General features: G+C 36.7%; 23 protein-coding genes. 13 read left to right on the top strand and 10 right to left on the bottom strand.

All coding sequences use genetic code 11. The features are described from left to right. Positions 1-5 precede the first annotated feature (5 nt). The 3 genes from GWI97_RS12740 to lhgO are packed head-to-tail and all read left to right on the top strand — an operon-like array spanning position 6 to position 3,905. Positions 6-1,973 carry a TRAP transporter permease gene (locus GWI97_RS12740; RefSeq protein WP_036936526.1) on the top strand — a complete coding sequence of 656 codons (1,968 nt, stop codon included), beginning with the start codon at positions 6-8 and terminating at the stop codon, positions 1,971-1,973. Next, positions 1,974-2,687, top strand: a complete 714-nt coding sequence (locus tag GWI97_RS12745) for a FadR/GntR family transcriptional regulator (protein WP_103004698.1) — start codon at positions 1,974-1,976, stop codon at positions 2,685-2,687. 15 nt (positions 2,688-2,702) lie between these two features. After that, positions 2,703-3,905, top strand: coding sequence for an L-2-hydroxyglutarate oxidase (lhgO, locus tag GWI97_RS12750; RefSeq protein WP_087802303.1), 1,203 nt, complete (start codon positions 2,703-2,705; stop codon positions 3,903-3,905). A gap of 69 nt (positions 3,906-3,974) precedes the next feature. On the opposite strand, the gene GWI97_RS12755 is transcribed toward lhgO, so the two are convergent. Continuing rightward, complete coding sequence (locus GWI97_RS12755; RefSeq protein WP_036936517.1) at positions 3,975-4,853, bottom strand: LysR substrate-binding domain-containing protein; 879 nt, start codon at positions 4,851-4,853, stop codon at positions 3,975-3,977. A 171-nt stretch (positions 4,854-5,024) separates the two neighbouring features. Here GWI97_RS12755 and bla point away from each other — a divergent pair, with 171 nt between their 5' ends. Both bla and GWI97_RS12765 read left to right on the top strand, forming a co-directional pair. Then, a complete protein-coding gene (gene bla / locus GWI97_RS12760; RefSeq protein WP_036936514.1) occupies positions 5,025-5,921 on the top strand; it encodes a class A beta-lactamase in 897 nt (298 codons plus the stop codon). A gap of 162 nt (positions 5,922-6,083) precedes the next feature. After that, a complete protein-coding gene (locus GWI97_RS12765; protein ID WP_087802301.1) occupies positions 6,084-6,308 on the top strand; it encodes a hypothetical protein in 225 nt (74 codons plus the stop codon). An 89-nt stretch (positions 6,309-6,397) separates the two neighbouring features. On the opposite strand, the gene GWI97_RS12770 is transcribed toward GWI97_RS12765, so the two are convergent. Continuing rightward, on the bottom strand, positions 6,398-6,862 hold the full coding sequence (locus tag GWI97_RS12770; RefSeq protein WP_036936508.1) for an Lrp/AsnC family transcriptional regulator: 465 nt from the start codon (positions 6,860-6,862) through the stop codon (positions 6,398-6,400). A 161-nt stretch (positions 6,863-7,023) separates the two neighbouring features. Here GWI97_RS12770 and GWI97_RS12775 point away from each other — a divergent pair, with 161 nt between their 5' ends. Next, a complete protein-coding gene (locus GWI97_RS12775) occupies positions 7,024-7,635 on the top strand; it encodes a LysE family translocator (RefSeq protein WP_036936506.1) in 612 nt (203 codons plus the stop codon). Positions 7,636-7,692: 57 nt separating this feature from the next. On the opposite strand, the gene GWI97_RS12780 is transcribed toward GWI97_RS12775, so the two are convergent. Next, the gene (locus GWI97_RS12780) at positions 7,693-8,262 is read right to left on the bottom strand and encodes a HutD/Ves family protein (protein WP_036936503.1); all 570 of its coding nucleotides are present in this window, start codon (positions 8,260-8,262) and stop codon (positions 7,693-7,695) included. A 115-nt stretch (positions 8,263-8,377) separates the two neighbouring features. Next, the gene (locus GWI97_RS12785) at positions 8,378-9,793 is read right to left on the bottom strand and encodes an aminotransferase-like domain-containing protein (protein ID WP_087802299.1); all 1,416 of its coding nucleotides are present in this window, start codon (positions 9,791-9,793) and stop codon (positions 8,378-8,380) included. Between the two features lie 130 nt (positions 9,794-9,923). Between GWI97_RS12785 and GWI97_RS12790 the strand changes: the two genes are divergently transcribed. From GWI97_RS12790 to GWI97_RS12810, 5 genes are all read left to right on the top strand, one after another. After that, entirely contained in the window at positions 9,924-11,258 is a 1,335-nt protein-coding gene (locus GWI97_RS12790) for a cytochrome ubiquinol oxidase subunit I (protein ID WP_115370918.1), read from the top strand. Beyond that, entirely contained in the window at positions 11,248-12,255 is a 1,008-nt protein-coding gene (gene cydB / locus GWI97_RS12795) for a cytochrome d ubiquinol oxidase subunit II (protein WP_087802295.1), read from the top strand. The genes GWI97_RS12790 and cydB overlap by 11 nt, the downstream gene beginning before the upstream one ends. Next, positions 12,236-12,397: a DUF2474 domain-containing protein gene (locus GWI97_RS12800; protein ID WP_161752012.1), complete on the top strand. Its 162-nt coding sequence runs from the start codon at positions 12,236-12,238 to the stop codon at positions 12,395-12,397. Before cydB ends, GWI97_RS12800 begins: the two co-directional genes overlap by 20 nt. Before the next feature lie 516 nt (positions 12,398-12,913). Then, positions 12,914-13,297 (top strand): DUF805 domain-containing protein, encoded by a 384-nt coding sequence (locus tag GWI97_RS12805; RefSeq protein WP_036936491.1) that lies wholly within the window; start codon positions 12,914-12,916, stop codon positions 13,295-13,297. Positions 13,298-13,706: 409 nt separating this feature from the next. Further along, positions 13,707-14,552 (top strand): siderophore-interacting protein, encoded by an 846-nt coding sequence (locus tag GWI97_RS12810; protein ID WP_036936488.1) that lies wholly within the window; start codon positions 13,707-13,709, stop codon positions 14,550-14,552. Positions 14,553-14,653: 101 nt separating this feature from the next. Here GWI97_RS12810 and phoH read toward each other — a convergent pair whose 3' ends face one another. After that, on the bottom strand, positions 14,654-15,439 hold the full coding sequence (gene phoH / locus GWI97_RS12815; RefSeq protein WP_036936486.1) for a phosphate starvation-inducible protein PhoH: 786 nt from the start codon (positions 15,437-15,439) through the stop codon (positions 14,654-14,656). Positions 15,440-15,781: 342 nt separating this feature from the next. Here phoH and GWI97_RS12820 point away from each other — a divergent pair, with 342 nt between their 5' ends. Then, positions 15,782-16,225: a methyltransferase family protein gene (locus GWI97_RS12820; protein WP_036936483.1), complete on the top strand. Its 444-nt coding sequence runs from the start codon at positions 15,782-15,784 to the stop codon at positions 16,223-16,225. Between the two features lie 14 nt (positions 16,226-16,239). On the opposite strand, the gene GWI97_RS12825 is transcribed toward GWI97_RS12820, so the two are convergent. Continuing rightward, positions 16,240-17,223 (bottom strand): endonuclease, encoded by a 984-nt coding sequence (locus GWI97_RS12825; RefSeq protein WP_036936481.1) that lies wholly within the window; start codon positions 17,221-17,223, stop codon positions 16,240-16,242. 253 nt (positions 17,224-17,476) lie between these two features. Between GWI97_RS12825 and GWI97_RS12830 the strand changes: the two genes are divergently transcribed. Then, positions 17,477-17,659 carry a hypothetical protein gene (locus tag GWI97_RS12830; RefSeq protein ID WP_036912881.1) on the top strand — a complete coding sequence of 61 codons (183 nt, stop codon included), beginning with the start codon at positions 17,477-17,479 and terminating at the stop codon, positions 17,657-17,659. Between the two features lie 4 nt (positions 17,660-17,663). On the opposite strand, the gene GWI97_RS12835 is transcribed toward GWI97_RS12830, so the two are convergent. From GWI97_RS12835 to GWI97_RS12850, 4 genes are all read right to left on the bottom strand, one after another. Continuing rightward, on the bottom strand, positions 17,664-18,137 hold the full coding sequence (locus GWI97_RS12835) for a threonine/serine exporter (RefSeq protein WP_082239461.1): 474 nt from the start codon (positions 18,135-18,137) through the stop codon (positions 17,664-17,666). Beyond that, positions 18,128-18,931 (bottom strand): threonine/serine ThrE exporter family protein, encoded by an 804-nt coding sequence (locus GWI97_RS12840; RefSeq protein WP_036936476.1) that lies wholly within the window; start codon positions 18,929-18,931, stop codon positions 18,128-18,130. Before GWI97_RS12840 ends, GWI97_RS12835 begins: the two co-directional genes overlap by 10 nt. Before the next feature lie 391 nt (positions 18,932-19,322). After that, positions 19,323-19,736, bottom strand: a complete 414-nt coding sequence (locus tag GWI97_RS12845; RefSeq protein WP_087802587.1) for a hypothetical protein — start codon at positions 19,734-19,736, stop codon at positions 19,323-19,325. A 244-nt stretch (positions 19,737-19,980) separates the two neighbouring features. After that, on the bottom strand, positions 19,981-20,418 hold the full coding sequence (locus GWI97_RS12850; RefSeq protein WP_036936473.1) for a universal stress protein: 438 nt from the start codon (positions 20,416-20,418) through the stop codon (positions 19,981-19,983). Positions 20,419-20,438 lie beyond the last annotated feature (20 nt).

A 20,438-nucleotide genomic window follows, 5' to 3' on the forward strand; every position in this document is an offset into this window, starting at 1 on the left:
GAGTTATGACTAATAATGACCATCTAACTCCGGTAGAGCCACCTGCATTAGATAAAGAAGCCAGCTCCGGCAGTCGCCAGCTTGCAGGTATTTACCTGAAAATTACTACGACCCTTGCAATATTAATTTCACTTTATGCGATTTATTCCAACGCATTATCAAATACCCAAGAGTTTTACCGTAATACTATTTTTCTTAGTGGTATTTTAATTTTAGGCTTTATTTTATTTCCTTTTTCTAAGCGCTTTTCTACGCCTAAATTTAATGGATGGGATTATCTTTTTATTGCTTTAACATTAATCAGTTATGGCTATTTTTTCTTTAATTATGTTGATCTTCATGTTGTAAGAAAAAGTATTCCAAATACTACTGATTATGTCATGGCTATACTGGGTATTATCGTACTGTTTGAAGCAGCAAGACGAACAACCGGATATTTTATTCCAGGGCTTGCGACTTTCGCTATTATTTATGCTCTTTTTGGTCAGTATTTTATGGGTATTTTCGGTCATGCCGGATTTTCTGTAGAAAGATTGTTATACCGTTTATTTATGACCAGTGAAGGGATTTTTGGTATCACCCTTTCAACAGCCTCCACCGCTATTGTGGTCTTTATTCTCTTTGGCTCATTCTTGAGTGTAAGTGGTGCGACTGCATTATTTAACGATTTAGCGCTCGCTATTGCAGGTCGTCGTCGTGGAGGTCCCGCTCAAGTAGCTGTTATTTCATCAGCATTAACCGGCTCTTTAAGTGGAAGTGCTGTTGCTAACGTAGCAACAACTGGAACATTTACTATTCCTTTAATGAAAAATATCGGTCTAACTCCTCGCTTTGCTGGTGCAGTTGAAGCTACAGCATCAACAGGGGGTATGATCATGCCCCCTATTATGGGTGCAGCTGCATTTATTATGGCAGGCTTTTTAGGCATTTCGTATACCACTATTGTCATTGCAGCCATTATTCCAGCGCTGTTGTATTACGCAGCATTAATTATGGCGATTGATATCGAAGCTAAAAAACAAGGATTAAAAGGTTTAAGTAAAGAGAATATCCCACAAGTTAAAGCGGTATTAAAAGCGCGTGGTTTATTATTACTGCCTTTAGTTATTGTTATTGGCACCTTATTAGTGGGTAAAACACCTATTTATGCAGGTTTCTTAGGTATTCTAACTATTATTGTTGCAAGCTGGATTACACCTGATAAATCAGTCCGTATGACATTAACTAAAGTGGCCGACGCCTTAGCTGAAGCCGCTCGTGGTTCCGTCCAAGTTACTGTAGCTTGTGCCGCCATCGGGGTGATTATCTGTGTCGTGACTATGACAGGTATTGGTGCAACATTGGCCTTTAATATTGTCTCAATGACAGATAATACATTATGGATGATCTTATTAGTCGTGATGCTGGTGTGTATCGTATTAAGTATGGGTTTACCTTCAACGGCTTTATATATCGTTGTTGCCGTTACAGTGTCACCAATATTAATTAAAGCAGGTGTTATGCCTTTAGCCGCTCACTTCTTTGTATTCTGGTTCGGCGCATTATCCAATATTACCCCTCCTGTGGCTTTAGCCAGTTATACCGCAGCAAGTATTGCAAGAGCCGACCCGATGCAAACATCATGGGATGCCGTGCGACTCGCACTTCCGGGCTTTATCATTCCATTTATTTTGGTTTATAACCCAGCTTTACTGATGCAAGGCGATAATTTAGGTGTACTTTCTATTGGATTAATGGTTATTACTGCATTAGTCGGAATTTATGCACTAAGTATTGCAGCCGCTAATTTCTGGATGATCAAAACAACCTGGTTTGAACGCATTGCATTTGCGGCGGCCGCGATTTTAATGATTAAACCAGGCTTATATACCGACCTTTTGGGTATAAGCTTAATCATATTAACAGGAGCATTGCACATGTTACGGTCGAAAAAACAATTAACCAACATGGGGCAAGTATCGGGAGAAAACTAGATGATACAAAAGATCTCACGCCAAAAAGCGTCGCATCAAATTCTTGAACAGATTAAGCAAAATATTCATAACGGCACCTACCCTGTAGGTGAAAAGTTACCCTCTGAAAATGTCCTTGCTGACGCCTTTGGCGTCAGTCGAGTTCCAATCAGGGAAGCGCTGGGTGTCTTAGAAGCCAGTGGTATTGTGACTTCACGCCAAGGAGGCGGTCGCCGTGTAATTGACCATTCTATCCTCAGTAAATATGAGCCAATAGTGATGGAAATTGCTTGCCCGAAAGAGATAGATTCACTACTAGAGATGCGTGAGGTCATTGAACATGAAGCGGCAGCTATTGCCGCTTTACGCCGAACACCAGAAGAATTACGCGCTATAGAAAATGCCCACGATGCCTTTGTTTTAGCAACAAAAAAAAACAAAAGTATTGGTCATAAAGAGGATTATCAATTTCATCGTTCTATTATGGTTGCCGCACATAATCCTTTTTTTGTCAGGATATTAGATAATATGCATGAGCTTTATCTTGGTGTCTTAATGTATTCATTAAGTCAAAATAAAGGACGAGAGGCAGAAACTGAACGTGTTATTGCAGAACATGAAGCTATTGTTGAAGCAATACGACAACAAAATCACGATGAAACAAGCCATAAAATGCGTCTTCATTTAACGAATGTACGTGGCAAATTAAAACGCTTACAGCAAAAACCCTGTTAATTTAAAATTTATAAAATGGATAAGATTATGACTTATGACGTGATTATTATTGGAGCGGGATTAGTCGGATTAGGGGTTGCAAGTGCGCTACAAGAAAGTCAACCTGAACTAAAACTACTGGTGATTGATAAAGAAACCGGCCCTGCGGCTCATCAAAGTGGGCATAACAGTAATGTTGTTCATTCCGGTATTTATTACACGCCAGGGAGCCTTAAAGCAAGGTTAGCTAAACAAGGCAACATCACCACTTATGCGTTTTGCCAACAACATAATCTTTATTACGATCGTTGTGGAAAAGTGATTGTCGCTACCAATGAAAAAGAGCTAAATGCCTTAGAAAATATTTATCGACGTGGTATTGATAATGGGCTTGAAGTCATCAAAATGACAGAAAGTGAACTGAAAGCCAGAGAGCCCTATGTTAATGGTATTGCTGCGTTATTAGTTCCTGATGCAGGCATTGTTAATTATCCTGAAATTGCAACAAAACATGTTGAAATCATCCAATCTCGTGGCGGTAAATTTACGTTTGGTCAAGCTGTAACGGCGATCAATGAAACGGACGATAGTGTCACAGTAACGACATCCAATAACCAATTTACAGGCAAATGGTTGATTAATTGTGCAGGATTATTTAGTGATCGTATTGCTAAAATGGCAGGTTATGACACAGGGATGAAGATAGTTCCATTCCGTGGTGAATACTTTATGCTTAATGCCAATAAAAATTACTTAGTAAACCATCTCATTTACCCTGTTCCTAACCCTGATTTCCCATTTTTAGGTGTACATTTTACACGTATGTACAACGGGCACCGTGATGTTGGACCTAATGCGGTATTAGCGTTTAAGCGAGAAGGCTATAAAAAAAGCGATATTAACTTAAAAGATCTTGCTGAAGTTCTCACTTACAAGGGCTTTTGGAAAATTGCTGGTCATTATTTAGGTGAAGGAATGGCAGAGCTTCGTCGTTCTTATTCACGCAAACTGTTTACCCAAAATGCACAAAAACTGATCCCTGATTTACGTGAAGCAGATATTCATCCAGGCCCTGCGGGTGTTCGTGCTCAGGCTTTAACCAATGACGGTAAACTCGTAGATGATTTTCATTTTGTAAAAGGTAAACGTTCATTGCATGTGTGTAATGCCCCGTCCCCTGCAGCGACAGCCTCTATTGAGATAGGTCGTGAAATTGTCAGAGAACATTTTTCATTATAATTATTGAACGTAATACATCTATCAAAATAAATAAAAGCACTGACATTAATCAGTGCTTTTATTTTTACTTCACTCCCGACTCTCTTTTAACGCTTCACGCATTAACCACTGCTGAAATATTTCCATTGATGCGGTCATTGGTTTTGATTTTAAATACGTTAACCAATACTTCCCCATTTCAACGTCTATTTTAAAAGGTTGTATTAATTGACCACTTTCTATTTCTCTTGAAAACATCTTTGCAGGTGCTAACGCAACTCCGCCTTCATAAATTGCACTTTCTACCATTAAACGCGAAGAGTCAAAAATAGACCCAATAATTTTTATAGGTGCAATACCCGCTTTTTCAAACCATTGTAGCCATTCATCTTCGCGGTAAGAACGGTATAAATTTTCATTTATTAAATCAGTTGGATGTTGCAATCGTTCTGCTGTTTTTGGTGAACACAAGACAGTTAATGGTGCTGAAAATAAGGCTTTATTATGAGTTAAAGGCCATAATCCTTCACCAAACCGAATAGCAAAATCTAATCCTTCAGTTGCCAAATTAACTACATTATTATTTGTTCTTAAATTCACTTCTATTCTTGGGTATTGTTGTCTAAATTCAGCCAATCGCGGTAATAACCAACCAACAGCAAATGTTCCCACAGTGGCAATCGAAACAACATCACGGTATTCACCTCGCTCAAACTGCTTAAATACACGTTCAATATCGCTAAACGCCGTTGTTAATACCGAAAATAAGATCTGTGCATCATCCGTCATCTCCAAACCACGAGGCAAACGCTTAAAAAGCATTACACCCAAACGTTCTTCTAATATCCTTACTTGTTGACTCACTGCGCCTTGAGTGACATAGAGTTCTAATGCTGCTTTGGTGAAATTAAGGTGTCTTGCAGATGCTTCAAACGCACGTAGTGCGTTGAGAGGAAGGTGTGTTCGCATAATATTCTTAGTCAATAGATTTTCTATAGGCTAAGGTGATTTATTATCGATTGTCAATGAATCAATTAAATAGGATATTGCACTTGATAAATAAATAGCATTATATCTCATCCATAACTATCTATTTATATTGAAATTTTCTTTCTTATATTAATATGAGTATCAATCCCTATGTTTAAAACAACATATCGTCAAACCGCAGTGATCGTAGTTTCATTAATATCTTTATTGGTATCGCCAATGCTATGGGCTAAAACAAATAGCACTATTGAAGAACAATTAAGTACGCTTGAAAAAAATAGCCAAGGTCGTTTAGGTGTTGCATTAATTAATACTAAAGATAACTCACAAATAACTTATCGTGGTGATGAACGCTTTGCGATGGCAAGTACCAGCAAAGTCATGGCCGTCGCTGCTGTTTTAAAGGAAAGTGAAAAACAAGCAGGATTGCTTGATAAGCATATGACTATCAAAAAAACCGATTTAGTCACTTATAGTCCTATTACAGAAAAACATTTAGCGACTGGAATGACACTTGCTCAATTAAGCGCTGCTACCTTGCAATATAGTGATAATACAGCAATGAATAAAATTCTCGATTATTTAGGAGGGCCTTCCAAAGTCACTCAATTCGCACGTTCAATCAATGATGTGACTTATCGCCTAGATCGCAAAGAGCCTGAATTAAATACAGCCATTCACGGTGATCCCCGCGATACGACCTCCCCACTTGCAATGGCTACAAGCCTTCAATTACTGACTTTAGGTGATGCATTAGGTCAATATCAGCGTCAACAACTTATCACTTGGTTAAAAGGCAATACGACGGGTGATCAAAGTATTAAAGCAGGTTTACCTAACAATTGGGTTGTAGGAGATAAAACCGGTAGTGGTGATTATGGTACAACTAATGATATCGCCATTATTTGGCCTGAAAATCAGGCACCATTAATTTTAGTCGTCTATTTTACGCAACAAAAACAGAATGCAAAGCCACGAAAAGATATTATTGTAAAAGCGACAGAGATTGTCACAAAAGAGTATATTAATACTTCTAAAATAAAATAACTCCCTTACTAATAATATTAATAAGAAATTAAACATAATAAGGCCATTTATTTGGCTTTATTATTCATTTTTTAAAAATATATTTATCAATAAAAATTAGATCTTGATAATTAACCTTATTATACTCACTCTTATTAAATGGACTTATTTTAAGAGAATACGATGTCTGATCTTTTTGAATTAATAAGTGAGTTATTATCTTGTTCTGGTCAAATAACGCTCGAAAATATTCGTTTTTGTTTAGTTGTTCTCACTATTATCATGTTGGTAATCGTTTCATTATGTACTTGGTCATTTGATCTCTATATTATTGGTGCTTCATTATTTATTTGTATGTTGCTTTATCTACCAGAAATATATCGATTTATTAAAAGTTGGATAGTTTAACCTGTTATTGATAACAAAAGCCCCTATTAAAAAATAGGGGCTTTCATAATTAAAAGTATTTTGTGATGATTTAAAATAAATTCTTTAATTTAAAGAGGCAAAGCAAAACTGACTTTTACCGTTTCCATTGGTACTTCTGTTTTTATACTTTGAATACTCGGAATTTGTGTTAAATAATCGGCATGAAAACGACGATACGTGGCTAAGTCTTTTGTCACGATCCGAATTAATGCATCACACTCACCGGCCATTAAATGACACTCAACCACTTCAGGTAACACCTTGATGGCCTTTACGAATTCTTCTATGGTTTCTGCATCTTGTGCTCTAAACCAAATTCTTGCGAATAAAGATAAGCCTGCATCAACCATACTACCATCTAATACAGCAACATAACGAGTGATCACTCCCGACTCTTCAAGTAAACGCACTCGGCGAAGACAAGGAGACGGTGAGAGTCCAACTTCTTTTGCTAGCTCAATGTTTTGGATTTTGCCATCACGCTGAAGTACTTGCAAAATATGTTTATCTATCTTATCTAATTTTATTGACATCAAAGATTAACCTTAATTCTATTTATGGAATTTTATTGCCAATTAATTCTTTTTGTTAGCAACAAAGCAACCCGATTTTTTCGAAAACATCATATAATCTTTCAGCTAAATTTCACAGCAAAAACGATGTTTCTATTAATCTATCTCTATCAGGTGAAAAGATGGAATTTAACACTTTATTATTATTCGCACTGACTGTTTTACCGCTGATCTGTACACCTGGACCCGATATTCTGTTTATCTCATCTCAAGGGTTATCAGGAGGAATGAAATCAGCATGGATTGCTAATTCAGGCGTCATTTCAGGTTACTTAACTCATGCGTTGCTAAGTGCTTTAGGCCTTGCCGCCTTAGTTTCTACATCACCCATTTTATTTCATTTACTTAAATGGGTTGGCGTTACTTATATCAGTTATCTCGCTCTTAAAATGTTAATTTCAGCTTGCAAAAAAGGAACGTTAGTCCTTGATACGACTAAAACCTCGTCTCTATTTCGTAAAGGTTTTTTAACCAGCTTCCTTAATCCTAAAGGCTTATTAGTTTATCTCGCTATTTTACCAAACTTTATTGATAATCATAATGATGTCGCAACACAATCATTGCTGTTATCTGGGATATTTATCACGACTTGCTTAATTATTTATGGCCTTCTCGGTAGCTTCTTTGCTTATATTGGTGTAAAAGGCGGTTTAAGTGATAAACGTCGTCGTTATAACGATGGTATTGCCGGTGGATTACTTGCTTTTGCCGCCGTTAATCTGGCTTTTAATTAATCATAATCCTAAGCATCATTTATTATTTCAGTCAGTATTTGACCACAAAAAATACCTTTATTTTAGTGGTCGAATATCTGCCCATAATAATTGACAATTTGCGGTTAACGGTCTTATTTCACCTTCACGAATATCAGGTAACCACCATGCACCTTGCCCTTTTGATAAATGCTGGCAAGTCGCACCAGTTAAACTCCATTCACCTTGTGTTACATAAATAAGCCCGGCATGAGAACTTGGTAATATAAGTGGTTGTGTCACTAATGTCGTTTCTGCTTTCCAGCATGTTCGACGTACCATAATATTTAAACACTTTACACCACCTTTAATCAGCTCCGATTTAACATGAATATCACCTGAAAAATCATAAGGCTGATAAGGATCAGTGACGGAGTGATTCAAAAATCCGGTGCTATTTAGATTAAGTCCATTACCTTCTAATAGCACCATTTGCCGTTCAATATCAGGAAACTGCCCTAATGAGCCATTATCTTCGATAGATGTTAAACACGCTCGCCATGAAAAATCATTATTCACTGGCCAACACACAATTTCTTGGGTTGTGCCTTTTTGATTGCTCCATGGAATAAACGGTAACTCTTGTTGATCAAAACAACGTAGCTTCATTGTGTCCTCCTGCAATATCTGGCTAGTCAGTCTGATAATGAGGTTAAGAATTAATCATTGGAGATTACCGTTCATAAATCAATATCTAACTTTTAAAAATGTGCGCTAACGTCCGCTATTTACGTCGTAATTTTCTGCATCCTTCACCGATAATTTCTATTCCTTTTTCTATTCGGCTATTCCACTGAAAAGAAGAATTTAAACGAAATGCATGGTTAAATTGCGAGCTGGTGGAAAACATAGATCCGGGTGCAATACTGACTCCCCTTTCCAATGCAAAGTGATAAAGCTTATTCGCATCAAATGTTGATTCAAATTCTAACCAAAGAAAATACCCTCCAGTTGGAATATTCACTTTTACATCCTCAGGTAAATGCATCTGTATAGCTTGCAACATACGATAGCGCCTTTGTTCTAATAATAATCTTAATCGGCGAAGATGTGTGTCGTAACCACCTTGTGATAAATAATCTGCAATGGCTTGCTGTGTCGGCATACTCGCAGAAACCGTACTCATCATTTGTAATTGCTGTATTTTTGTTGCGTGTTTACCTGCCGCAACCCAACCCACACGAAATCCTGGCGCCAAGCATTTAGAAAAAGAAGCACAATGTAATACGCTATTCGTTTTATCAAATCCTTTTACAGGCATCGGCGCTTTCTGACTGTTATAGAGCTCGCCATACACATCATCTTCGATGAGCGTTATCTGCTTCTTCGCCAAAATATCCACCAGCCTTATTTTATTTTCATCTGGCATTGTTCCACCTAATGGATTTTGACAATGACTCATCAACCAGCAGGCTTTAATATCATATTGCTCAACCACTTTTTCGAGTTCATCTAAACAAATTCCAGTGACAGGATCGGTTCTAATTGCAAGCGCTTTTAAGCGTAAACGTTCAATTGCTTGTAATGCACCATAAAACGCAGGTGATTCAATCACCACCCAATCGCCAGGTTCGGTAACAGCTTGCAAACTAAAACTCAGTGATTCCATTGCACCCGCTGTAATCACAATATCATCTGGAGAGACATGAATTCCTTGTAACGCATAGCGTTGTGCAATGTTACGGCGTAACTTTTCATTTCCTGGAGGCAAATTTATTACTGAACTTTGAGGTGCAAGATGTCTCGCAGCAGACGCTAACGCACTACTTAACTTAGGCTGAATAAATAAGCTAGGATCAGGGAAAGCAGACCCAAAAGGAATAATTTCAGGATCTTTACACGCTTGAAGTACATTAAAAATAGATGCACTGATTTCAACATTTTCACTCATGTGTAGCCCTTTACTGGCAGTCACTTGACCAAAGCGTGTATTGCGATGTGCAACATAATAACCAGATTGTGGTCGCGCCGTTATCCATCCTTGACTTTCTAATAACTGATACGATTGTAAAACCGTCATTAAACTTAAACCAGACTGTTTCACTGTATCTCGCAATGACGGTAAACGGTCACCAGATTGCCAAATATTATCTTCAATTTGTTGGCGTATTTGCGCTGCAAGCTGTTCATATCGAGTCATATAAAACTGTTCACCTCAAAACTGTTATAGTCATTTTTAAACTTATTGTCACTATTATAGTTTACTGTCATATGGTCTACTAATCCACACGATTTACCTGCAATTTATATATCAATAAAACGAGGTTTTTATGCTTGGGTTAAGTGCCTTTGATTTGGCGCGTATCCAATTTGCGTTTACAGTTTCTTTTCATATTATCTTCCCTGCAATTACTATCGGACTAGCTAGTTTTTTAGCCGTTTTGGAAGGTTTATGGTTAAAAACTCGCAATAAGGATTATTTAGCGTTATTCCATTTTTGGTCAAAAATATTCGCTGTTAACTTTGCCATGGGAGTTGTCTCTGGTTTGGTAATGGCCTATCAATTTGGAACCAATTGGAGCTTTTTTTCTGACTTTGCGGGCTCGATTACTGGCCCTTTGCTGACTTATGAAGTACTTACAGCCTTCTTCTTAGAAGCTGGATTCTTAGGTGTAATGCTGTTTGGTTGGAATAAAGTGGGTGAAAAACTTCACTTTTTTGCAACCTGCATGGTTGCATTAGGCACATTGATGTCAACGTTTTGGATTTTGGCATCAAATAGCTGGATGCAAACACCACAAGGATTTGAAATCATTAATAATCAAGTCGTGCCAGTAGACTGGATTGCGGTTATTTTTAATCCCTCTTTCCCTTATCGTCTCGCACATATGGGTGTAGCTGCGTTCTTAGCTTCCGCTTTCTTTATTGCAGCTTCTGCTGCATGGCATATCCTTAAAGGCCATAAAACATCAGCAATGAAAAAGATGCTTTCAATGTCTTTGTGGATGATTTTAATTCTAGCCCCAATTCAAGCACTCATTGGTGATGTTCATGGTTTAAATACCTTAAAACATCAACCAGCAAAAATTGCAGCAATTGAAGGTCATTGGGAAAACAAACCGGGTGAAGCCACACCATTGATCCTTTTCGGTATGCCAGATATGGATGATGAAGAGACAAAATATAAGATAGAAATTCCTTATCTTGGTAGCATGATCTTAACCCACAGTTTAGAAAAGCAGGTTCCTGCACTCAAAGAATTCCCTAAAGAAGATAGACCTAATTCACTCATTGTATTCTGGTCATTCCGCATTATGGTTGGCCTTGGCATGTTAATGATTTTAGTTGGTGTTTGGGGAACATGGTTACGTTATAAGAAAAAACTTTATGAATCTAAAACGTTCTTATGGTTAACTTTTTTAATGGCGCCATCAGGTCTTATCGCTATCCTTGCAGGATGGTTTACTACTGAAGTTGGACGCCAGCCTTGGGTAGTCTATGGCATACAACGAACTCGAGATGCCGTCTCTGCACATGGCGAAATGCATATGAGCATAAGCCTGCTGATCTTCTTTGTTGTTTATGGCTCTGTGTTCGGTATCGGATATGCCTATATGTTAAGACTGATCCGCAAAGGTACTTCGGAGGTTAATCATGGGAATTGATCTGCCCGTTATTTGGTTCGTCATCATCGTATTTAGTACATTAATGTACATTGTAATGGACGGTTTCGATCTCGGTATCGGTATGCTCTACCCATTTATTAAAAGCAATCAAGATCGTGACTTAATGATGAATACGGTTGCTCCTGTATGGGATGGTAACGAAACATGGTTAGTCTTAGGGGGTGCCGCATTATTTGGTGCATTTCCGCTCGCTTATGCCGTTATTCTTGATGCATTAGCAATGCCTTTAACCCTAATGCTTGTTGCGTTGATATTTCGGGGGGTCGCCTTTGAATTTCGTTTTAAAGCCGATGATAACCACAAAGGCTTTTGGGATAAATCCTTTATTTTTGGATCAATCTTAGCCACCTTCATGCAGGGTATTGTCGTTGGTAGCGTTGTTCAAGGTTTACCTGTTGTTAATCGTACCTTTGTAGGTAATTATTTTGATTGGCTGTCACCTTTTGCACTCTTTTGTGGTTTGGGTTTAGTTATCGCCTATTCTTTATTAGGGTGTGGTTGGTTAATTATGAAAACTGAAGGCCACTTACAGCAAAGTCTATATAAAGTCGCTAAACCGCTGACGCTAGTGATGCTTATTGTAATTGCTATGGTTAGTGCATGGACACCACTAGCACAACCTGCTATTGCGGAGCGTTGGTTCAAGCTACCTAACTTGTTCTTCTTTTTACCTGTTCCACTTTTAGTGCTATACAGCACATGGTTGATTTTACGTTCAATAAAAAAACAAGGGCACTATCTTCCTTTCTTTGGTGCGCTAGCTTTAATTTTCTTAGGTTTTGCCGGATTAGGTATCAGCATTTGGCCTAATATTATTCCACCTGCCATTAGTTTTGTGGAAGCTTCCGCCCCACCAGAAAGCCAAGGATTTATGTTAGTTGGCGCACTGTTTATTATCCCAATTATTCTCGTTTATACATTCTGGAGTTATTACGTTTTCAGAGGAAAAACCAATTATGAAGAAGGCTATCACTGATCCACAAATACAAAGTAACCCCTCATTATTAAAAAAGTGGGGATGGTTAATTACAATTTGGTTTTGTAGCGTTTTAGTTTTATTTGCGGTGTCTTCTCTTTTTCGTTTCTTAATGACACTTGCAGGAATGAAAGTGAAGTAAAGAAAAAGTACACAGTAATATAAAAATAGTGTCGTACAACGGCCAGCAATAAACACAATGGGCTAATAATTATTTAGCCCTTTTTTTATTTTCCTATAATTAACTAAACTTAAATCAAACATATTGATAAAATAACTATAAACACATCATTTTTGATTAATAGTAAGAGATAAAATCTTTTTTATTCTGTTATCACGATAAATAAACATATTAACAATCCTATAAAAAACCATCTTTTCTAGAAATAAAATAGAGTACTTGTTGAATTCAATTTCTAAAGTAATTATGATACCCGCCGCTTAGCACTTCACGTCTGTATTACTTTATAAAGACGTATATTGTATGTTACCTATTTGATTAACTTAAAAATTAAGTCTATCGCCCTATTAAATGGGGAAAGAGATCATTATGTCTTTTTAAAAAACATATTTTGATAATTTAGAATTATCTTAATTGCTAAGAAAGATCCCCTAAACTAGGCTTACGTATTGTTGCTACTAAATTAAGGATGAAGTCATGAATTGGTACTTAGAAGTTATTAAAAATAATTACGCTAATTTTTCAGGGCGTGCGCGTAGAAAAGAATACTGGATGTTTACCTTAGTAAATACCATTATTATTACCATCTTATATGCTATTCTAATTTCATCAATAGATATGAATACAGGTGAAATGAGTGGTTTAGGTTCAATTATTGGTATTGTTTTAGGTATTTATTCTTTAGCTATTATCGTACCTAGCCTTGCGGTGACTATTCGTCGCTTCCATGACCAAGATAAATCGGGTTGGATGTTCTTACTTGCCTTTATTCCTGCCATTGGTGGATTAATCGTTTTTGTCTTTATGTGTCTTGAAGGAACTAAAGGCGACAACAGATTTGGCCCAGATCCTAAAGCCTAATCTATTACTAACGTTATATCAAAATACAGTGAGTACATTAGTTTTAAGTTTACTCACTGTATTAATTCATTTTCTTCTCATTGTTACCTTTTATTACTCCCTGATTTTTTCTAATCACGTGTTTTCTCTTTAAATCTAATAACTTTTATTATTTCTTTGTTATTCTACTTTTATTGACAGCTTTTTTAAGCTCTTCTCTTACGTTATCAATCTTGATTTATTGCCTTATCTATTCATTAATTAATAAGTGTTTTCTGTATGAGTAGTTTGAGCCTAATCACACAATGATAAGTAAAACATACACCTAACTTTACTAAACCAATGTTAATGTTGATAATGACTATCATTATTAATTGAAAATGATAATATCTACATTGATAAAACAATTAAATGAGTCAGGTAAAAAAACGTGAGTAACTCCAAAACACCTCAAGAAAAAAATATTTATAAACCAGCACCTCCTCGCTTAGTTCAAGTAAAACGCATTACTGATGTCACTCCTGGAATGCGCTGTATTACCTTTACCAGTGATGATTTAGATACTTACCCTGCTGATACTGCGGGCGCACATCTGAAAATATTTTTACCCTTAGAAGGCCAAACTAAACCAACAGTACCCAGTTTTTCTGAAAAAGGCCCTAAATGGCCTGAAGGTGAACCAAGGTCGATTGTCCGCACTTATAGTGTTCGAGCCATTCGCCCAGAGCAGAAAGAGTTAGATATTGAATTTGCCGTTCATGAAGATGCTGGCCCCGCTATTCATTTTGCGCTAAATGCTAAACCAGGTGACTTTATTGGCATCACTAATCCGGGAGGGCCAGACCCTCTATTAGCGCCAGCTTCACATTATTATATGGCAGCCGATCCAAGTTCATTACCAGCCTTGATGGCTTTAATTGAAACCATGCAACCTAATGTTCGAGGAAAAGTCGTTATCCGAGTAGAAGACGAAACGCATCGCCAAGAAATTAAATGTCCTCGTGGTTTAGAGATAATCTGGTTGATTGGCTCAGTTGAAGAACAAACTCAAAACTTAATTAATGAATTTATGTCCTGGAAATTACCTGCTGAAGATGTTGCGTTTTGGATTGCCGGTGAAGATAAAATTATTCGTGCATTAAGGCGCCATATTCGCCGTGATAACGGCTATGATCGTAGCTTAATTTATGCAATCCCTTATTGGCGCTTTGGTTACGACGAAGAAGGCTATCACGCTGAACGTCATCATGTAATGGATAACGAAGATGTAAGCTAAACTATCAATGAAAGATTAAACGTTGGCTGTACAGGCTGCATATTCATTTCCTTAATAATATGCAGCCTTTTTTATTTTATACAAAAATTCTTATACCCAATTTAATCATTATAAGCAGCCAATACATGCTGACATAATGTAGAACGTACACAATCTTCTTGCATAAATTTAATTACCCCTACTCGATTATTGGCTTCAAATCGAATAAGCGCATCCGCTAATCCAGACGGTATATTAGAAGGTAAATCACATTGCGTAATATCGCCATTAACCACAACGGTGACATTTTCTCCCATTCTCGTTAGAAATAATTTCATTTGATTGACAGTGACATTCTGCGCTTCATCTAAAATAACAAATGCATTTTCAAAAGTACGGCCTCGCATGTAGGCAAAAGGCGCAATTTCGACTTTGCCAATTTCCGGTCGTAAACAATATTGCAAGAATGATGCGCCTAAACGTTTGACTAATACATCGTAGACAGGACGAAAATATGGTGCAAATTTTTCAGCAATATCTCCGGGTAAAAAACCAAGATCTTCATCTGCCTGCAATACAGGTCGAGTAACAATAATACGTTCTATTTCTTTATGAATTAAAGCATCTGCCGCCAATGCGGCACTGAGAAAGGTTTTTCCACAACCCGCTTCTCCCGTTGCAAAAATAAGATTTTGATGTTTAATCGCATTCATGTATTGGCATTGAGCTTCATTACGTGGAGATAACGCGCGTTCATCACGCTTTTCTCTCGCCATTCCAATCGTATCAATTTCCCCAAATCCTGGTAAAACCATGACATTATCTCGATGTGCTCCGTTACGTTGTTCTTTACGTGAAGTACGTTTATTTTCTCGGCGTAAACGTGTTGCTGCTTTTTGTCTACTCATAGTGGTATTTACCCTTGTTAGTCTTCAAAAAGTCATCGACATCTTTTATTGGTCACTTATTCATTTACCATGAGTCCCCTTTAGACTCTATTTAGTCGCAGAAAACAAAAAAACCGGCCACAATCCTGAACATTAATGCTCGGTTGTTGCCAGTTTTCTGTAAGTAACGAGATTTATCCATTGCTTCTGTCATTCATATTCCCCATCATGGAGTTAGAGTGAAAATTATCGAAGCTTTATGACAGTATAATGACAAAATAAAAATATTTTCAATACTAAAATCATTTATAACAAGTGGACTTAACATAAAAATAACAATAGACGTTATTTTAGGGGGAGTAAATGAATTTCTTACGATTGCCTTTTATTTATTGGTTATTGCTTAACCTCATTCCATTTATTGGTTTTGAACTTCATTCTGGTACTCTGAAAATGGGGTTCTTTTTTTATTTAGGTTTACTCACTATTACGACTTCTGGGATCTGGCTTTTTTATTGCCTTTCATTTTTTATTAAACAAAAAACTTCTCCTAACCCTAATCACACACCAAAGCAATTAGTCACTGAAGGCCCTTATAAAATTAGCCGTAATCCTATGTATCTCGGTTTTTTGGATATCAGTATTGGGCTGTTTTTTATTTTTGGTAATTGGGGATTTTTAGGTGCGGCGATTGCGTTTTACTTTATAACAGATCGCTATACGATAGTACGTGAAGAGAAAATCTTAAGTGAGTTATTTCCACAAGCGTGGCAACAATATTGTCGCCACGTTCGTCGTTGGATGTAATCTAAATAATGCCCTTAAGGCTGTTTGCAATTATTTGCTAAACGATATCCTGCCTTCATCGCTTCACTTTCCGTTTTAAAGAAAACGGCATTTTTATCTGACATGGTTTTATAGCCAGAACAATGGGCAAAATGATAAATTTTGCTATTTATATTACCCTTAATACTTTCAGATAATGATGCATTTGCTTGTTTAGGTGTTTCAGTTTTGGCTTTAGTGACGGGTGCATTATTTGTTACAAATAATCCAGCACCACTATTTTTATGCCCTAATTGCCATTTTACTTCACCTGTCACAAAAGGATTATGATATCCAACGACACGAGCAATACGATTATCACGCTCTTTTTCCCATGCCGTTGGCGGATAAGCCTTATCCCAAACCATTAATAATTGTTGTTGCTGACGTGACATTGAGAGATTATAGCGGTCATGTAAATAGAAATAGACCCTTGCTACTTGGCCTTTCACTTCATTACGAGGTTCAAAGGTACGTGAAGCAAAATCAACACGACTACGACATTGACCATATTGGTAAGGCGCTTGAGCGGATAATTGTCCAAAACTGAAGTTACTACGATCACCATTAACCTCGCCAATAGACGGTGCTAAATTATGTAAATCGGCTTCGATTTTGCCAAACACAGGATCATTTTTCACACAATTAGCTCTTCCTCCATTTTGCCAGCATTGACGCTGATGCCCAAACACCCATGCAGGAACAATATGTTCCCACTCAATACGTGCTGCTCTTGTTTGTTGTGTTCTTACTTGATAGCCACAACTGGCTAAATCGACACGACCACCTGATTTCCCCACCCATTCCCAATCACAGCCACAATAAATCGTTCCTTGTGATTTTTGATTTTGATCATAATAAATACGTTCTTTTGCTATCTCTTTTGCTTTTGTGAAATTGTCTGGAGCTTGTGCTTGAACATTTAATGTAAAAACAAATAAACCCAACACAACCGCGGTATAGTGTAATATTTTTCTCAAAGTGGTATCTGCCTTACGCTTTATTTTACTAAATCAAATAAGAATTATCTTTAATAATCAACTGATAATCTTATTTTTATTTTTATTTATATTACCTTTTTTAAATTTATTTTGGGTAATCTTTCTTGTTATTTTTTATATAAAAAATAAAACAATAAGCGTGAATGGTGATAGAAAAAGCCGTTATTCTCGACATTAACGCAAAAGGGATTTGCTATGGTTTAGTCCATCACTGATTTGGAGAAATTGAAAAATGAATGAGAATATGCTGAATTTGATGGATGAATTAGTTGAGATAACAAAAAAGCACGCGAATAACGAAGATGTTAAAGCGCATGCAAGTTTAGAGTCTGAAAATAAATTACGCATTCAAATTATTATTTCTGATAAAAATGAACTGGATATTACGTTAAATTCACTACAACACGCGATGTAAAAAATTAGACACTCGGACGCTTGCGATATAGCCACAAACCCGGCAAGGATAGCCCGATAGAGAGCGCACCGACAATAAATGAAGCTTTAAGGAAATGAGTAACTAAAGCTTCAAAAATCTCCTCGCTATAGCCGATTTGTGTTAACTTCACCACAGAGATCATCGCGATATAAGCATTAATGCCGGGAAACATTGGGATAACCGCCGCAACAGTAAAGACTTTAGGATGAGCAAGCCACCAGCGTGACCATTGAATACCAATACAACCGACTAAAATTGCAGCACAGAAGCTTGCCCACTCAATATTCATTCCACTCATAATCAATACAGTACGTGAGCCATGCCCTATAGCCCCTAATAATGCACAATATTTTAAGGCTCGCAAAGGTACATTAAAAACCATTGCAAAGCCGACTGCTGGAATAGCAGCTAAAATCATATCTTCAATAAGGGTAAGAATAATCGTTATTATGCCCAATCTCTTAACTCCCATACTGCCATCGCTAAAATAACCCCTAAGCAAGTCGCTAATGTCAGCATCGTGGCCATCGCCCAGCGTGCTAATCCTGTATTAACATGGCCTTTAAACATATCAGCAACAGCATTAATTAAAGGAAATCCGGGGACGAGTAATAAAACACTGGCTGCCATTGAAATAGTTGCAGTTGTTTGAAAGTAAGAAAGTTTTAATAATAAACCTGAAACAGATGTGGCAACAAAAGCGGTAATACAAAAATTAATTAATGGATTCATTTGGCGATGAGTCAATGCTTGTCGTACAAACATACCAAGTCCCCCACCAATAGCAGAGACTAAAAAACCATCCCAATTTCCACCATTTAATTTAGAGAAACAACCACAAGATAAGGCAACCATAAAAATAATCACCCAACGTGGATAACGTAATGGTTTTATATGCTCAAAGCGTTTTCTTGCTTCATGAATATCGGCAAGATGATGTTCAACCAAAATCACAATATGCTGAACTTCTGTCACAACATGCATATTAATGCCACGATCGACTATCTTGCGTGTTGATGTTTGGCAATGCCCATTAACAATGGTGGTTAATACCACTGCATTAGCAGAAATTGCACTTTCAACTTGGTGCACACCTAACGCCAAACCTAAACGAGTTGAGAGTTGCTCAACCAGCATACTTTCAGCACCATGTTGCAATAGCAACAAAGCTGTTTGAATACATAATTTTGTAATTTCACGCTGTTTATCTTCTGAAATGGCCGAACATTCAGCCATTATCTCATTGTCCATACCATGCCTTAGTTTTAATCAAAAACGAGCCATTGCTAATATAAAGTTTATCAACATCGCCTATTTTTCGCTTTATTATCTTTCAAGACTATTATGAACAAATAAAATATTTAAGGCTGTAGATAGATCAATGTTTGTTTACTCATAAACTTATTAGGGAAATGTGTCTTTTTAGAAAAACCGTTACATAATATGTACTTTAAATAATTTAAGACACCGTTAAGCAACAAATGAATGAGTATCTAAGAGCATACAATAGTATATAACTCGAGCAAATAGACGCCGTCAACAACGCTGAAAATTTAAGAATGACGTACATATAAAATAATAAAGGTACCAAAAAAATTAGCACCTAAAGTAATCTATTACGTCATTTTATAATAAAATTTAATTATTCAACTAACTCATTTGCTTTAACATAAGATGCATCCAGCGTTTCTGCAACAAATACGGGAACACCATAAACGGCAGAAATAACAGATGATAATGGCATCAATTGCTCTTTATCCTCTTTTTGAGGGTTGGCTGTCATTATCATACCCGCACAATATTCACTAAGCAGGGCCTTACCCTCTTTTAGCCAACGCCTTACCGCTTTCATTCCTTCCATATCTTCTTTTTTATGCTCTTTCTCTTTTTTATTAATAGATGGATAAACTAATACAAATTTTTGTTCTTCGTTTAATACAACATTCATTTCAGCAATCCAGTTATTGGCATCTTCCAACGTTTCTGGAAATATTTTCATGGTTACAATAGGAAATTTTTCAACATCCATGACAATAAAATTTGGGTTATTCAACATAATATTTGTCTCTAATTTAAAAACAACAGTCCTCACTTTAGAATGACTATCATTCTCAATCAATGAGTTCCTTTATGTTTAAATAAAAACCGCATTAATGAACAACTGCGCCCTATCTATATTTTTTATCTAGTATTGAGGTGAAAATGTATATCCAAAATGATAAATAATTTTTTATAAACTAAAGTAAAAAAGCCCCTAAATAAGTTAGAGGCTTTTGCTATTTTTTACTTTATGAAAAATATTAGCGAACAACTAAAACAGATTGCTTAGCATAAGCAACGATACCTGATGCATTTGAACCTAATAAGTGCGTTGAAATACTTGGACGACGTGAACCAATCACAATCAAATCAGCATTAATTTTTTCAGCTAACTCTAAAACTTTATCTCTTGCAGAGCCAAATACGGCTGAATACTCTACTTGTTCATTAGGTAGATCAATACCATTAGCTAATTCTTGCAGTTGTTCTTGTACACGTTCAAGTGCTTTGTTAGCAAAAGAGCTCAACATATCATAGTGATAACTATAGCTAATAGAAAAGCGTGAAATATCAGGAATTGCATGAAAAAGATGCAACTTTGCACCTTCTAGTTTGGCAATATAAACAGCGTGTTGTAAGGCTTTCGTCGTTAACTCATCTTCTGAAATATCAACAGGTACTAGAATTGTTTTGTACATAGTAACTCCTCATTATCAGA

This window comes from Proteus sp. G2300 (genome assembly GCF_009915965.1).
Classification (GTDB): Bacteria; Pseudomonadota; Gammaproteobacteria; order Enterobacterales; family Enterobacteriaceae; genus Proteus; species Proteus vulgaris.

Bases quoted from the DNA above. Each gene is read 5' to 3' on its own strand.
- GWI97_RS12820 (WP_036936483.1), top strand. From the start codon at position 15,782: ATGAATTTCTTACGATTGCCTTTTATTTATTGGTTATTGCTTAACCTC.
- GWI97_RS12785 (WP_087802299.1), bottom strand. From the start codon at position 9,793: ATGACTCGATATGAACAGCTTGCAGCGCAAATACGCCAACAAATTGAA.
- GWI97_RS12845 (WP_087802587.1), bottom strand. From the start codon at position 19,736: ATGTTGAATAACCCAAATTTTATTGTCATGGATGTTGAAAAATTTCCT.
- GWI97_RS12830 (WP_036912881.1), top strand. From the start codon at position 17,477: ATGAATGAGAATATGCTGAATTTGATGGATGAATTAGTTGAGATAACA.
- phoH (WP_036936486.1), bottom strand. From the start codon at position 15,439: ATGAGTAGACAAAAAGCAGCAACACGTTTACGCCGAGAAAATAAACGT.
- cydB (WP_087802295.1), top strand. From the start codon at position 11,248: ATGGGAATTGATCTGCCCGTTATTTGGTTCGTCATCATCGTATTTAGT.
- GWI97_RS12780 (WP_036936503.1), bottom strand. From the start codon at position 8,262: ATGAAGCTACGTTGTTTTGATCAACAAGAGTTACCGTTTATTCCATGG.
- lhgO (WP_087802303.1), top strand. From the start codon at position 2,703: ATGGATAAGATTATGACTTATGACGTGATTATTATTGGAGCGGGATTA.
- GWI97_RS12740 (WP_036936526.1), top strand. From the start codon at position 6: ATGACTAATAATGACCATCTAACTCCGGTAGAGCCACCTGCATTAGAT.
- GWI97_RS12800 (WP_161752012.1), top strand. From the start codon at position 12,236: ATGAAGAAGGCTATCACTGATCCACAAATACAAAGTAACCCCTCATTA.
- GWI97_RS12765 (WP_087802301.1), top strand. From the start codon at position 6,084: ATGTCTGATCTTTTTGAATTAATAAGTGAGTTATTATCTTGTTCTGGT.
- bla (WP_036936514.1), top strand. From the start codon at position 5,025: ATGTTTAAAACAACATATCGTCAAACCGCAGTGATCGTAGTTTCATTA.
- GWI97_RS12840 (WP_036936476.1), bottom strand. From the start codon at position 18,931: ATGGACAATGAGATAATGGCTGAATGTTCGGCCATTTCAGAAGATAAA.
- GWI97_RS12805 (WP_036936491.1), top strand. From the start codon at position 12,914: ATGAATTGGTACTTAGAAGTTATTAAAAATAATTACGCTAATTTTTCA.
- GWI97_RS12770 (WP_036936508.1), bottom strand. From the start codon at position 6,862: ATGTCAATAAAATTAGATAAGATAGATAAACATATTTTGCAAGTACTT.
- GWI97_RS12850 (WP_036936473.1), bottom strand. From the start codon at position 20,418: ATGTACAAAACAATTCTAGTACCTGTTGATATTTCAGAAGATGAGTTA.
- GWI97_RS12775 (WP_036936506.1), top strand. From the start codon at position 7,024: ATGGAATTTAACACTTTATTATTATTCGCACTGACTGTTTTACCGCTG.
- GWI97_RS12745 (WP_103004698.1), top strand. From the start codon at position 1,974: ATGATACAAAAGATCTCACGCCAAAAAGCGTCGCATCAAATTCTTGAA.
- GWI97_RS12755 (WP_036936517.1), bottom strand. From the start codon at position 4,853: ATGCGAACACACCTTCCTCTCAACGCACTACGTGCGTTTGAAGCATCT.
- GWI97_RS12790 (WP_115370918.1), top strand. From the start codon at position 9,924: ATGCTTGGGTTAAGTGCCTTTGATTTGGCGCGTATCCAATTTGCGTTT.